This window comes from Peribacillus folii, from assembly GCF_030271255.1.
In the GTDB taxonomy this organism is placed as follows: domain Bacteria; phylum Bacillota; class Bacilli; order Bacillales; family DSM-1321; genus Peribacillus.
Genome location: NZ_JASJOM010000024.1, coordinates 1 through 13152 on the forward strand (window position 1 = coordinate 1; position 13152 = coordinate 13152).

The 13152-nt window shown below is 43.4% G+C and carries 13 protein-coding genes, 1 tRNA gene, 1 rRNA gene, 1 other RNA gene and 1 other annotated feature; of the genes, 12 read left to right on the forward strand and 4 right to left on the reverse strand.

Annotated elements, in window-relative coordinates; translation table 11 throughout:
• Positions 1-28 precede the first annotated feature (28 nt).
• The gene (locus QNI08_RS22185; protein ID WP_285769518.1) at positions 29-994 is read right to left on the reverse strand and encodes a YaaC family protein; all 966 of its coding nucleotides are present in this window, start codon (positions 992-994) and stop codon (positions 29-31) included.
• 112 nt (positions 995-1106) lie between these two features.
• Here QNI08_RS22185 and guaB point away from each other — a divergent pair, with 112 nt between their 5' ends.
• From guaB to QNI08_RS22205, 4 genes are all read left to right on the forward strand, one after another.
• Positions 1107-2570 carry an IMP dehydrogenase gene (gene guaB, locus QNI08_RS22190; RefSeq protein ID WP_285769520.1) on the forward strand — a complete coding sequence of 488 codons (1464 nt, stop codon included), beginning with the start codon at positions 1107-1109 and terminating at the stop codon, positions 2568-2570.
• A gap of 174 nt (positions 2571-2744) precedes the next feature.
• On the forward strand, positions 2745-4064 hold the full coding sequence (locus tag QNI08_RS22195) for a D-alanyl-D-alanine carboxypeptidase family protein (RefSeq protein WP_285769521.1): 1320 nt from the start codon (positions 2745-2747) through the stop codon (positions 4062-4064).
• Positions 4065-4132: 68 nt separating this feature from the next.
• Positions 4133-4359, forward strand: a binding site (T-box leader).
• 64 nt (positions 4360-4423) lie between these two features.
• Entirely contained in the window at positions 4424-5701 is a 1278-nt protein-coding gene (gene serS, locus QNI08_RS22200) for a serine--tRNA ligase (protein WP_285769522.1), read from the forward strand.
• A 144-nt stretch (positions 5702-5845) separates the two neighbouring features.
• Positions 5846-5938: transfer RNA gene (locus QNI08_RS22205), tRNA-Ser, on the forward strand.
• A 254-nt stretch (positions 5939-6192) separates the two neighbouring features.
• Here QNI08_RS22205 and QNI08_RS22210 read toward each other — a convergent pair.
• The 3 genes from QNI08_RS22210 to QNI08_RS22220 form a co-directional block, all read right to left on the reverse strand.
• Positions 6193-6864, reverse strand: coding sequence for a deoxynucleoside kinase (locus QNI08_RS22210; protein WP_285769523.1), 672 nt, complete (start codon positions 6862-6864; stop codon positions 6193-6195).
• Entirely contained in the window at positions 6842-7501 is a 660-nt protein-coding gene (locus QNI08_RS22215) for a deoxynucleoside kinase (RefSeq protein ID WP_285769524.1), read from the reverse strand. Before QNI08_RS22215 ends, QNI08_RS22210 begins: the two co-directional genes overlap by 23 nt.
• Positions 7502-7674: 173 nt before the next feature.
• Positions 7675-8220, reverse strand: coding sequence for a cysteine hydrolase family protein (locus QNI08_RS22220; protein ID WP_285769525.1), 546 nt, complete (start codon positions 8218-8220; stop codon positions 7675-7677).
• Between the two features lie 140 nt (positions 8221-8360).
• On the opposite strand from QNI08_RS22220, the gene tadA reads away from it, so the two are divergent.
• The 8 genes from tadA to QNI08_RS22260 all read left to right on the forward strand — a co-directional run.
• Positions 8361-8858, forward strand: coding sequence for a tRNA adenosine(34) deaminase TadA (gene tadA / locus QNI08_RS22225; RefSeq protein WP_285769529.1), 498 nt, complete (start codon positions 8361-8363; stop codon positions 8856-8858).
• Positions 8859-8977: 119 nt separating this feature from the next.
• Positions 8978-9242: signal recognition particle sRNA large type (gene ffs, locus QNI08_RS22230), an RNA gene on the forward strand.
• A 172-nt stretch (positions 9243-9414) separates the two neighbouring features.
• Positions 9415-11103 carry a DNA polymerase III subunit gamma/tau gene (gene dnaX / locus QNI08_RS22235; RefSeq protein WP_285769526.1) on the forward strand — a complete coding sequence of 563 codons (1689 nt, stop codon included), beginning with the start codon at positions 9415-9417 and terminating at the stop codon, positions 11101-11103.
• A 21-nt stretch (positions 11104-11124) separates the two neighbouring features.
• Positions 11125-11442, forward strand: a complete 318-nt coding sequence (locus tag QNI08_RS22240) for a YbaB/EbfC family nucleoid-associated protein (RefSeq protein ID WP_053348895.1) — start codon at positions 11125-11127, stop codon at positions 11440-11442.
• A gap of 60 nt (positions 11443-11502) precedes the next feature.
• Positions 11503-12099, forward strand: a complete 597-nt coding sequence (recR, locus tag QNI08_RS22245) for a recombination mediator RecR (protein ID WP_034316264.1) — start codon at positions 11503-11505, stop codon at positions 12097-12099.
• A gap of 20 nt (positions 12100-12119) precedes the next feature.
• Positions 12120-12338 carry a YaaL family protein gene (locus QNI08_RS22250; protein ID WP_285769527.1) on the forward strand — a complete coding sequence of 73 codons (219 nt, stop codon included), beginning with the start codon at positions 12120-12122 and terminating at the stop codon, positions 12336-12338.
• Positions 12339-12442: 104 nt separating this feature from the next.
• Positions 12443-12712 (forward strand): pro-sigmaK processing inhibitor BofA family protein, encoded by a 270-nt coding sequence (locus QNI08_RS22255; RefSeq protein WP_483313814.1) that lies wholly within the window; start codon positions 12443-12445, stop codon positions 12710-12712.
• 347 nt (positions 12713-13059) lie between these two features.
• Positions 13060-13152: ribosomal RNA gene (locus QNI08_RS22260) — 16S ribosomal RNA — on the forward strand; the annotation flags it as partial.

The following is a 13152-nucleotide window of genomic DNA, read 5'->3' on the forward strand; positions in this document are numbered from 1 at the left end:
CATTGCCATGCTAAATGATGAGAAGAAATCAAAACCCGAACCTTTCACACTTCATCCATTCGAATATTAACAAGGGCACCTTAGCTTGGCTTATTTTGAGGAATTGCACAATGCAGGGGTAATCATCATTAGGCATTGTTTTCAGCAGTTCTGCCCACCATTCTGTTTCATAACGAGCTATAATACTAAGATTATAAGAAACCAAATAATGCAGCAAAAGTTCAGGCATGGAAAAGGCCGGCGAATCTTTATTGTTAGAAAGCATGAAACGTCCTTCTGCCCCATTATATCGAATGGGGGATGAGGCATTATGCATGAGCACTCGATCGGATGTAAGCAGGATAATTTCTGGAGATTCCTCAATATGGTACACTTGATCGGTTTTGGAATTCAAGTATTCCTCCAAGCGGCTGCTGGACATCCGAAAGTTATCCAAGACGGCTCGGGATAATTGATAACCATCGCAAGACTCCAGAAGAGGAATGAAGTTTTTCCGGGAAGAGCTCCATGACAGGGTTTCCATATCGGGAATTTCGTTCAATAAGGTACCCATGGAATACTTTTCACCTTCAGCATGTCTGATATGGAACATTTTTTCGGCAATAGAGGTAAAAAGCCCATTTTTTTGTGTTTTCACTTCATCCTTTAAAAACTCATATTGCTGCTTTTTCCTTTTCCTCGTCGTGACCCCATGGGCAAGTAAGGAAGTGGATTCCGGGTAGTTAGGGTCGATCGTGAGCAGACAGGCTTTCAGCAGCTGGGCAAAACCATAAAAAGATAGGATTGGCTGTATGGAAAGCGGAGATATGGTAGCTTGTTTATAATATGTTTTTGCCTGTTCCAAGTGATATATGAATGGATAGCAATTTTCGTAACTTTTCATTTCGGCATCTGCAATTTTTTCGTGGTTGTAACACTTTTGTAAAAAAATTTGTGAGGAAGATGCGGAAAAAAAAGGTGTATATTTATCAAAATTATCATTGTTTTCAGGCATTGCAGCCTCTCCTTTGAATTAATAGAATAATCAAACATTTACTTCTCTTCTTGACAGTAGTATGTCCTATTGATAACCTACAAATAATATTTTTAAGCAGGAGGGGAAAATAATGTGGGAAAATAAATTTGCAAAAGAAGGTTTAACTTTTGATGATGTCCTATTAATTCCAGCGAAATCAGAGGTTTTACCGAAGGATGTTAATCTTCAAGTCAGCTTAGCAGAAAATCTAAAGCTTAACCTTCCTATCATCAGTGCAGGAATGGATACCGTAACAGAGGCTGAGATGGCCATTGCCATGGCTCGTCAGGGCGGACTTGGCATCATTCATAAGAATATGTCTATTGAAGCCCAGGCTGAGCTAGTCGATAAAGTAAAGCGTTCAGAAAGCGGCGTTATCACCGATCCGTTTTTCCTGACTCCAGATCATCAAGTATTTGATGCAGAGCATTTAATGGGCAAATATCGGATTTCCGGTGTACCGGTCGTAAACAATGTTGAAGACCAAAAGCTTGTGGGTATCATTACTAACCGCGATTTGCGATTTATTTCCGATTTCTCCTTGAAAATTTCCAGTGTCATGACGGTTGAGAACCTTGTGACGGCGCCAGTGGGAACTAACTTGGAACAGGCTGAAAAAATCCTTCAAAAATATAAAATTGAAAAGCTTCCCCTTGTAGATGATCATGGTGTCCTTAAAGGGCTCATAACAATCAAGGATATCGAAAAGGTCATTGAGTTCCCGAACTCAGCTAAAGATAAGCAAGGAAGATTGCTTGCGGGTGCAGCTGTCGGGGTGACAAAGGATACGATGAAACGTGTAGAGATGCTTGTTAAGTCACACGTCGATGCCATTGTCCTTGATACAGCCCACGGTCACTCGGCTGGAGTACTGGATATGGTGAAGGAAATTCGCGAGGAATATCCTGAATTGACGATCATTGCCGGTAATGTGGCAACTGCTGAAGGAACGAAAGCATTGATTGAAGCGGGTGCCGATGTCGTCAAGGTTGGAATCGGACCTGGTTCAATTTGTACGACAAGGGTCGTAGCCGGTGTAGGCGTTCCTCAAATCACGGCAGTCTTCGATTGTGCGACGGAAGCAAGAAAACATGGTAAAACGATCATTGCCGACGGCGGGATTAAATACTCCGGAGATATCGTTAAAGCGTTGGCTGCAGGCGGACATGCAGTCATGCTCGGCAGCATGCTTGCCGGTGTAACCGAAAGCCCAGGCGAAACGGAAATCTTCCAAGGGCGCCGCTTTAAAGTATACCGCGGTATGGGCTCTGTAGCTTCGATGGAAAAAGGATCTAAGGACCGTTACTTCCAAGAAGATAATAAGAAATTCGTTCCGGAAGGCATCGAAGGCCGCCTTCCGTATAAAGGGCCATTATCCGATACGATTTTCCAACTGCTAGGCGGCATTCGCTCCGGAATGGGGTATTGCGGTACAGCGACATTGGAGGAATTGAGGGAAAACTCCCAATTCGTGAAAATGACAGGTGCCGGATTAAGAGAAAGCCATCCGCATGATGTTCAAATTACCAAAGAAGCACCGAACTACTCCTTGTAATGATTTTAACATCCAATCGTCATTAAAATTTATTGTGAAAATAGGCAGAGTCCTCGATTACTCTGTCTATTTTTTTTATTTTTTCTGTGATAAACTAGACAAGGCGTCAAGGGAATTACATAAAGATTCTTCTTTATTAATATAGATTAGCTTAATAGTTGGAGGTATTGGAAATTGAAAAAAATCAGCAAGATAACCCTCATTTTCACTTTTGTTTTTGTTCTTGTCATGTCGCAATTTGCCTATCAACCGGGGGAAGCTGTTGCTGAATCTGATAATTTGGGTTTAAAAGCAGAAGCAGCCATCATCATTGATGGTAAAACAGGTCAAATCGTGTATGAAAAAAATGCCGATAAAGTATTAGGCATTGCATCCATGTCAAAAATGATGACTGAGTACATCATAATGGAATCCATTAAAAATGGGAAAATCAGTTGGGATCAAAAAGTAAAAATCAATAAGTATGTTCATGATCTTTCAAAAGCACCGAATCTGTCGAATGTTGGTTTGACGGAAGGTGAGGACTATACAGTTAAGGAACTCTATCAAGCTATGGCTGTCTATTCAGGGAATGCAGCAACAGTAGCATTAGCACAGTTAGTTTCCGGAAGTGAAAAGAATTTCGTTAAATTGATGAATGAAAGAGCCAAAAAATTGGGCTTGAAAAATCATAGATTCGTAAATGCCAGCGGCTTGAACAATACCGACTTATTGGGAGAATACCCTAGTGGCAAAGCAGATGACGAAAATGTCATGACAGCAAAGGATACGGCCCTGCTTGCTTATCGTCTAATCAATGATTATCCTGAAGTATTAAAAATCGCCAGCATCTCCAAATTGAAATTCCGTGATGGCAAGGAATATCCGAACTTCAACTGGATGCTGCCTGGCCTGATATTCGAATATAAAGGCGTGGATGGGCTGAAAACGGGTTCGACCGAATACGCCGGCTATGGTCATACTGGTACGGTTATACGCGATGGGCAGCGCTATATTACGGTTGTCATGAAGTCCACTAACAAGAATGAACGTTTCGCGGACAGCACCAAGCTGATGAATTATGCGTATTCAACCTTCAAAAAGGAAAAAATCCTTCCAGCCAAGTATCAGGTGAAAGGGAAAGAAACGCTTTCAGTTGTTAAAGGCAAGGAAAAAACCGTCAAGATCGAATCAGAAAAAGCAATCGAGCTGCTAGTTGAAAATGGCGGCAAAGATAACTATAAAACCGATCTAGTGATCGATAAAAACAAACTGAACGAAGCTGGTAAGCTGACGGCACCAATCAAAAAAGGTGAAAAGCTTGGTTACATCACGATTACTCCTAAAAAGGGTGAAGATTACGGATACATTAACGGTAATCAAACGAAAGTCAATGTCGTAGCTGCCGAAACGGTTGAAAAAGCAAATTGGTTCGTATTATCCATGCGGGCTGTTGGCGGATTCTTCGGCGATGTTTGGAGCAGTGTAGCTTCAACTGTCAAAGGCTGGTTTTAAGATTCGTGTATAAAAGTATTGCGTAATGTATAAAATTATAGTACATTATGGAAAACAATTAGATATGAACAAAAGCAATGACAGGAAACAGTAGCAACTATTTCTTTCTGTAGAGAGCCGGTGGTTGGTGGAAATCGGCGTGAGAATGTTGTGAATCCCTCCTGGAGCAGAGTATGGAAAGCCCTTTATGGGCTAGTAATTACTTTCGGTCAAAAGCCGTTATCGTGATAAGTGGTAGGCAGTTTTCATATGCCTTCAACTAGGGTGGCAACGCGGGTTAACTCTCGTCCCTTCTTTAGGGGACGGGAGTTTTTTGCGTTCTTTTATAGATCATGAAAATAAGAAGGAGGAACTAAACGATGTTGGATTTGAAATATGTAAGAAATAATTTTGAAGAAGTAAAACGAGTGCTGCAATTCAGAGGAGAAGATTTAACCGATTTAGGTAAATTCGAGGAGCTTGATGTGAAGCGCCGTACGCTGATTGCCGAAACGGAAAAATTGAAAAGCAAAAGGAATGAAGTTTCCCAGCAAGTGGCCGTTTTAAAAAGGGAGAAAAAGGATGCGGATCGTTTGATTGCTGAGATGCGTGAAGTCGGCGACCAAATCAAAGGGTTCGATGATCAGCTTCGTGTAGTGGAGGAACAATTGGGCACATTACTGCTCTCCATCCCCAACATCCCTCACGAAAGTGTGCCAGTCGGCGAGACGGAAGACGATAATGTCGAAATCCGCAAATGGGGCGAGGTGCCCGAATTCAAATTCGAACCTAAACCGCATTGGGATGTAGCTGGTGATTTAGGTATCCTTGACTTTGAAAGGGCGGCAAAGGTGACCGGAAGCAGGTTCGTTTTTTATCGAGGTCTCGGCGCTCGATTGGAGCGTGCCTTGATCAGCTTCATGCTGGATCTGCATGTCGAAGAACACGGCTACGAGGAAATGCTGCCGCCATACATGGTGAACCGTGCAAGCATGACGGGAACTGGTCAATTGCCTAAATTCGAGGAAGATGCCTTTCGGATCGAGAGTGAAGATTACTTCTTGATTCCCACAGCCGAGGTGCCTGTGACGAATTATCACCGTGATGAAATCATGAATGGGGATGACCTGCCGATTAGCTATGCCGCCTATAGTGCTTCTTTCCGTTCTGAGGCAGGATCTGCCGGTCGGGATACCCGTGGGTTGATTCGCCAGCATCAGTTCAATAAGGTTGAATTAGTGAAATTCGTGAAGCCGGAAGATTCTTATGCAGCGTTGGAGACCCTTACTGGTCATGCCGAAAAAGTCCTGCAGCTATTAGGTCTTCCATATCGGGTGCTAAGCATGTGTACGGGCGATCTTGGGTTCACAGCTGCCAAGAAGTATGATATCGAGGTTTGGATTCCGAGCTACGGTACGTATCGTGAAATCTCTTCTTGCAGTAATTTTGAAGCATTCCAGGCTAGGCGGGCTAACATCCGCTTCAGACGCGATGCCAAGGGCAAGCCGGAGCACGTGCATACTTTAAATGGCTCTGGTCTGGCGATTGGCCGGACAGTTGCAGCCCTATTGGAGAATTATCAACAGGAAGATGGCAGTGTAATCATTCCGGAAGTATTACGGCCATATATGCGCGGTGCGGAAGTCATCAAACCATAAGTTTATCTGTGCAAAACGAAGATCAGCCTCCGAAGAGTAGAGGCTGATCTTCGTTTTTATCTTGGTGTAAAAATTATTTCAAAAAAACGTTCAAGAGTGCTTGACTTTGATTTTAAATCAATGTATTATAATAAATGTTGATACGGAGGTATACCCAAGTTCGGCTGAAGGGATCGGTCTTGAAAACCGACAGGGGAGTCAAATCCCGCGGGGGTTCGAATCCCTCTACCTCCTCCATAACTTATTAATAACCACAGCGCATAAATTGGATATCGATGAATCCCGTTACAGGAATGTAACGGGATTTTTGTTTTCTGCTATATTATTTGCGATGTTTTCTTAGGGCATGTATCAGGTGAGCAACCGCCATACGTGAATCATCTTGCACTTTAAAGGTAACTCATGCATCCTCTCTATTGGCAAACGAAAAACGGCACCTTGGTCTCATTAGAAATGCATCTAACGCTTCCGAGGTGCCGTTTTCTTCTCGCTTACTTATTTCGCAGTAATCTGGTTTGCTCCATATATTCGGCAATTCGCTTTATGAGTGGCTCGATGCTTGCTTCGTCCTGCATGAGGTCGTATTCGTTGATATTCAAGCGAAGGACTGGACATGCATTGAATTGGTCGATCCATTCTTCATAACGTCCATGCATCTCCTGCCAATATTGAATGGGCGTATGCTGCTCCATCGGACGTCCGCGTTCCTGGATCCGCTCAAGGATATCGTCCAGCGAACCTTCAAGGTAAATTAGTAAATCAGGATGCGGGAAGTAGGGCGTCATGACCATCGCATTGAAAAGGCTTGTGTATGTTTCGTAGTCCACTTCATTCATTGTCCCTTTTTCATAATGCATTTTTGCAAATATGCCGGTATCTTCATAAATGGAGCGATCTTGGATGAAACCTCCGCCATATTCAAAGATTTTCTTTTGTTCCTTAAACCGTTCAGCGAGGAAATAGATTTGCAGGTGGAAGCTCCAACGATCAAAATCATCGTAAAATTTATCGAGGTAGGGGTTCGTATCAACCTTTTCAAAGGATGTCCTGAATTGAAGGGCATCGGCTAAAGCATTGGTCATGGTCGATTTCCCTACGCCTACCGTCCCTGCTATCGTAATGACGGCGTTGTTTGGAATATTATATTTCTTTCGTAAGTTCATTTGACTTGACTCCTTTTTGCAGGGCATTCTCTATTTGGCTGATTATTGCTTTCAAATCACCCTTGTTCCCGACGAAATCCAGTTCATCTCCATTAAAGGTAAGAACAGGTATATCAGGATGTTGTTTTTCAAATCTTTCCATGAATGTCTGATAATCCGCCGATAATTGCTCTAAATAAATGGAGGATATATTCTTTTCAATCTCACGGCCCCTTTTGCCGATTCGCGAAAGAAGCGTGTCAAGACTTGCATGCAAATATATAACCATATTAGGTCTTGGCATATCACGGGTCAAAATGTTGAATATCTCCAGGTATTTATTGTATTGTTCGTTTTTTAACGTACGCTCAGCGAATATCAAGTTCTTGAATATATGGTAATCAGCCACTACGGCCTGGTCTTTGGTGAGATACTTTTTTTCGATATCTTCCAATTGTTTATACCGGTTACATAAAAAAAACATCTCTGTTTGGAAGCTCCATTCCTCGATATTGTCATAGAATTTTCCGAGAAATGGATTTTCATCTACAATTTCCTTTAAAAGAGAAATTTGAAAGTGTTCTGAAATGACTTTTGCCAGTGATGTTTTTCCCACGCCGATTGGACCTTCGACTGTGATAAATGGGGTGGATTTCATCCAATCTGTCCTCCTTCAATGAGGTATCAAGCTGTAATTCCCAATTTATTAGGTTTTTCAGCCAAGAGATATTGTATCACAGACTCGGGACTTTAGTGATATTTTTGTCAGGTTGATAATGAAGGAGAATGCAAGATTATTAACGGGGAGCTTCCGAAAGCGGATTGGCTGCCCTAGCAATTCCCGCTTTTTTTAATGGAAGCTTTGAGAACATGGTCCATCATCTTTAGGGAATAGTTGTTATCCTCCTTTGATGCTGACGCGATGCAATCCTCTGGTATCCATAATTGAAATTCCCGCATATAGGCATCATTAGCGGTGAAAAGCACGCAAATGTTGCCGGCGATGCCAGTGATGATCAAGGTCTCGACCTTCAACCGTTTGAGCAGGGTGTTGAGGGCGGTCCCATAAAAGGCAGAATGCTTTGGCTTGATGAGGAAGAACTCATCCTGCTGCGGCTTTATCCTTTCAATTAATCGGGCATTGCCATCATTTTTGCACCTGTCGATTATTTTGTCGAAGTCAGCCTGCCATAAATCATAATGGTCATTGATATAGATAATCGGGAAGCCATTTTCCTTCATCCGCTTTTTTAATTTCAAGATGGGATCGATGATCAGCTCCGTATGTTCCAGGAGCATATCGCCGTGCTTGAACTGAAAATCATTGATCATATCAATGATGAGTAAGGCGAAGGAAGTAGATTCCTGTCGATTCATGTTTTATCCTCCTTCTGTGGTGAAAATTTACTTGCGGCTTCTACGCAGCTTGCGTTACTATTCATTAGAATAAGTAGTATGACCTTTATTTTGTCTTTTATTTGTCTGTTTACTCCTACTTAATATGAGGGGGTTTTTTTATCAAGGATGATGTGTACTATATGAATTTAGCCTTAGCGGAAGCAAAAAAGGCACAGAGGTTGAACGAAGTCCCGATTGGAGCCTTGATCGTGATGGATGATCAAGTCGTGTCGACGGGCCATAACCTGAGGGAAACGGATCAGAATGCCACAGCCCATGCAGAGCTGCTTGCGATTAACGAAGCGTGCCGCGCTACCGGCAGCTGGCGACTTGAGGACGCTACGTTATATGTAACGCTGGAGCCGTGCCCCATGTGTGCGGGTGCGATCCTTCAGTCCAGGATAAAGCGGGTCGTTTTTGGCGCTCATGATCCGAAGGCAGGCTGTGCCGGGACATTCATGGATTTGCTCCAGGATGAACGATTCAATCATCAATGTCAGGTGACGAGCGGTATATTGGGGGAAGAATGCGGCGGGATATTGACTGCCTTCTTTAAAGAGCTCAGGAATCGCAAGAAGGCTTTGAAAAAGGCGAAGGAGCTTAAGGGTGCAGATTGATAAAATAGCACGCTCTTTTTTGCACAAGTCATTCGATGAAGAACACTTGCGTTTTTTTTGTTACCTTAGTATAATGAATTATGCGTCGGTAAGACGCTTGAAAATTGGTATTACATTTGCCGTGCTAGACGGGGAGGTAGCGGTGCCCTGTACTCGCAATCCGCTCTAGCGAGGTTGAATTCCTTCTCGAGGTTAGCATTCTGTAGGGTCTGCCTTAAGTAAGTGGTGTTGACGCCCGGGTCCTGCGCAATGGGTCTCCATGAACCATGTCAGGTCCGGAAGGAAGCAGCATTAAGTGGAAGTTCTCATGTGCCGCAGGGTTGCCTGGGCCGAGCTAACTGCTTAAGTAACGCTTATGGCTGCTAATCGACAGAAGGTGCACGGCAGTTATTTTACATAATCAAAAAACTCATTCGTAGCGAGTGGGTTTTTTTTTGCGCCAAGAAGGCGTCACTCAAAAAAACATTCGTTGTTCCAACAATTTTATATAGACTTTGGAATTAAGGAAATCAGTAATGTATAATAAAAAAGATGGAGAAAACAAGGAGGGATTTCCGTGGGGTATCAAGCATTATACCGGGTATGGCGGCCGCAGCAATTCATTGATGTAGTGGGGCAGGGACATGTCACCAAAACGTTGCAGAATGCTCTGCTCTCCCAAAAGGTTTCGCACGCCTATTTATTCTCCGGTCCACGAGGGACAGGGAAAACGAGTGCTGCCAAGATTTTGGCAAAAGCGGTGAATTGTGAGCATGCACCGACAAGCGAGCCCTGTAATGAATGTGCTACCTGCCGCGGAATCACTGATGGCTCCATATCAGATGTGATAGAAATAGATGCAGCATCCAATAATGGTGTCGAAGAAATCCGTGACATCCGCGATAAAGTAAAATATGCACCGAACGCGGTCACATATAAAGTGTATATCATCGATGAGGTACATATGCTTTCGCAAGGCGCCTTCAATGCTTTGCTAAAGACTTTGGAAGAGCCCCCGAAGCACGTTATTTTCATTTTGGCGACGACAGAGCCGCATAAGATTCCACTTACGATCATTTCTCGTTGTCAACGATTCGATTTTAAAAGGATCCAGCCGCAGGATATAGTCGGCAGGATGACACAAATCATTGCAGAGACAGGTGTCTCATGTGATGAACAAGCCCTGCATATCATTGCCAGGGCAGCCGAAGGCGGAATGCGGGATGCACTGAGCCTGCTTGATCAGGCGATTTCCTTCAGTTCGGAGACGGTAACTGTGGAGGATGCATTGACTGTCACAGGTTCTGTTTCGCAGGCATTTTTAAGCCGGCTGGCAAAAGCGATATATGATAAAGAAGTGGCAGTGGCACTTGAGGTCCTGGAAGAATTGCTGGCGATGGGGAAAGACCCGGCCAGGTTCATAGAAGACATGATTTATTATTTCCGGGACATGCTGCTGTATCAAACGGCACCAGCTCTGGCAGAGTCCTTCGAGCGTGTATTGATAGATCCCCAATTTAAAGAATTGGCAGAAATGATCGCCTCGGAAACGATTTACTCCATTATTGAAAGTTTCAATCAAACCCAGCAGGATATGAAGTGGACAAACCATCCAAGGATTTTCCTCGAGGTGGCTCTTGTAAAGCTATGCAATGAGCAGCGGGCGAATCAATCGGACAATGGCCAGCTTCAGCAATTGCAGCTGAAAATCGATGAATTGGAATCGAAATTACAGGAAATGCAGAAAAATGGCATCCCCGCATCCATGACCGATAAACCTGCAGAACAGCCTAAAACGCAAAGGGCAGTTAAAAAAGCGTATAGGGCACCTGCCGGTAAGATCAATCAAGTTTTGAAACAGGCCACAAAGCAGGATCTCAATACTGTGAAAGGCAAGTGGGGGGAAGTACTTGAACAGCTGAATATGCAAAACCAAAAGTCTTTGGCAGCTTTATTGTCTGAAGCGGAACCTGTTGCTGCGTCAACGGAAGCTTTTGTGGTAAAATTCAAATATGATATTCATTGTCAGATGGCAATGGAAAATAACCGTTTCGTGGAAGTGATCGCCTCGATCATGCAGCATTTGACCGGTCATCGAATGGAGATAGCCGGTGTTCCGGATAGTCAGTGGCAAGGATTGCGTGAGGACTTCATTTCAACCCAGCAGCTAGACGGTCCGGAAGAAACGGATTCAAAAGAAGAAGACCCTTTTATCGCGGAGGCTAGAAAACTGGTCGGCGATGATTTACTTGAAATTAAAGAATAATTGGAGGTTTGGAAAATGGGTATGCGTGGCGGTAATATGCAAAACATGATGAAACAAATGCAGAAGATGCAAAAGAAGATGGCGGAAGCACAAGAAGAGCTAGGTGAAAAAAAGATTGAAGGAACAGCAGGAGGCGGAATGGTAACGGTTATCGTGACGGGCCATAAGGAAATCGTCGACGTGATCATCAAGCCGGAAGTGGTCGATCCCGATGATATCGATATGCTTCAGGATTTAGTCCTGGCTGCAACGAACGATGCCCTGAAAAAGGCAGAAGAATTGACAAACCAAACGATGGGACAATTCACTAAAGGAATGAACCTTCCAGGTATGTTTTAAGCAAGTTCAAAAGAAACTTCCTTTCAGGAAGTTTCTTTTGGGATTTTTAGGAGGAATTCGATGCATTATCCAGAACCAATTTCCAAGCTCATTGATAGTTTTATGAAATTGCCGGGGATTGGGCCGAAAACGGCTGCGCGCTTAGCCTTTCATGTGTTGAGCATGAAGGAAGATACTGTTTTGGATTTTGCGAAAGCACTCGTCAACGCTAAGCGGAATCTAATGTATTGTTCAGTCTGTGGCCATATTACCGATCAAGATCCTTGTTATATCTGTGAAGATCAAAAGAGGGATAGAAGTTTGATCTGTGTTGTGCAGGACCCGAAAGATGTAATAGCGATGGAAAAGATGAGGGAATTCAATGGTTTGTATCATGTACTGCATGGCAGTATCTCACCGATGGACGGAATCGGTCCTGAGGATATAAATATTCCCGATTTATTGAAGCGACTGCAAGATGAAACAGTGCTGGAGGTCATTTTGGCGACGAACCCCAATATTGAAGGCGAAGCGACAGCCATGTATATTTCACGGCTGCTTCGGCCGTCGGGGATCAAAGTGACCCGCATTGCCCATGGGCTCCCTGTTGGCGGGGATTTGGAGTATGCGGATGAAGTGACGCTATCAAAAGCAATTGAAGGAAGAAGAGAAATATAAGATAGCTGGGAGGACTTCACTTGTTCTTTCGTAGAAAAAAGAGGCTTCGAAATGAATTCAATGAGTCATTGATGAAAGAGCTTGAACAATTGAAATGGAATTGGCATAATCAAAAATCGTTGCTTGAAAAAAGCGTCGATCCCTCCGCTGAAGTAATCGCTCAGGCGAGGCTAGCGGAAGTGAAATATTTCTATTTATTTAGGGAAGTTAAAAGAAGGAATGTCCGCATAAAAAGGTGATGGGAGATGACTATGAAGGGGATGTGCTTCATAGTCATTTTTTTGTTCCAGTTCTTATTCTCAACATCCCTTCATATAAGTGTAGTACAAGCTTGTGGGGAGGAATGAAATTGGAACCTGTTGTTTTCGTTGCCGTAATTGGCGGCCTGATCGTGATGTTGCTCATTATCGGGGCGCCTTTGAAGCCTGTTCGGTTCATCGGGCAGGGAATTATCAAGCTCATCATCGGTGCAGCCTTTTTGTTCTTTTTGAATACACTTGGAAACCAAGCGGGCATCCATGTACCCATCAACCCCGTTACTTCAGCAGTAGCTGGCCTGTTAGGGATTCCAGGGGTCGCGGCGTTAGCCGCAATCGGGTATTGGGTCATTTGAAGGGCATTGGTTTCGATGCCGTTAGGTTAAAAACCTCCGGGATGATTTCCGTGAGGTTTTTTTCATTTAGAAAAATTTATTAAAAAAAACAATTTAAATATTGACGAAATTGTATTAGGCTGATAATATATTAGGAGTCGTCACTAAAGACGCGCTTCATAAACTAATGACTGAAAAACAATGTTAAAATAAACATTGACATTAGATTGTGCAGGTGATAAGATAATAAAGTCGCTTACGAAGTAACGACGAAAAATCGCTCTTTGAAAACTGAACAAAACAAAGCGCCAACGTTTTTTAAAGTGAGCACACACTATCAAAAAAAGCAAATGAGCAAGTCAAACATTTCTTCGGAGAGTTTGATCCTGGCTCAGGACGAACGCTGGCGGCGTGCCTAATACATGCAAGTCGAGCGAAAGGATGGGAGCTTGCTCCCTGAC

Coding starts and splice junctions, on each gene's coding strand:
- QNI08_RS22185 (WP_285769518.1), bottom strand. CDS start 994: ATGCCTGAAAACAATGATAATTTTGATAAATATACACCTTTTTTTTCC.
- guaB (WP_285769520.1), top strand. CDS start 1,107: ATGTGGGAAAATAAATTTGCAAAAGAAGGTTTAACTTTTGATGATGTC.
- serS (WP_285769522.1), top strand. CDS start 4,424: ATGTTGGATTTGAAATATGTAAGAAATAATTTTGAAGAAGTAAAACGA.
- QNI08_RS22210 (WP_285769523.1), bottom strand. CDS start 6,864: ATGAACTTACGAAAGAAATATAATATTCCAAACAACGCCGTCATTACG.
- QNI08_RS22215 (WP_285769524.1), bottom strand. CDS start 7,501: ATGAAATCCACCCCATTTATCACAGTCGAAGGTCCAATCGGCGTGGGA.
- QNI08_RS22220 (WP_285769525.1), bottom strand. CDS start 8,220: ATGAATCGACAGGAATCTACTTCCTTCGCCTTACTCATCATTGATATG.
- QNI08_RS22240 (WP_053348895.1), top strand. CDS start 11,125: ATGCGTGGCGGTAATATGCAAAACATGATGAAACAAATGCAGAAGATG.
- recR (WP_034316264.1), top strand. CDS start 11,503: ATGCATTATCCAGAACCAATTTCCAAGCTCATTGATAGTTTTATGAAA.
- QNI08_RS22255 (WP_483313814.1), top strand. CDS start 12,443: ATGAAATTGGAACCTGTTGTTTTCGTTGCCGTAATTGGCGGCCTGATC.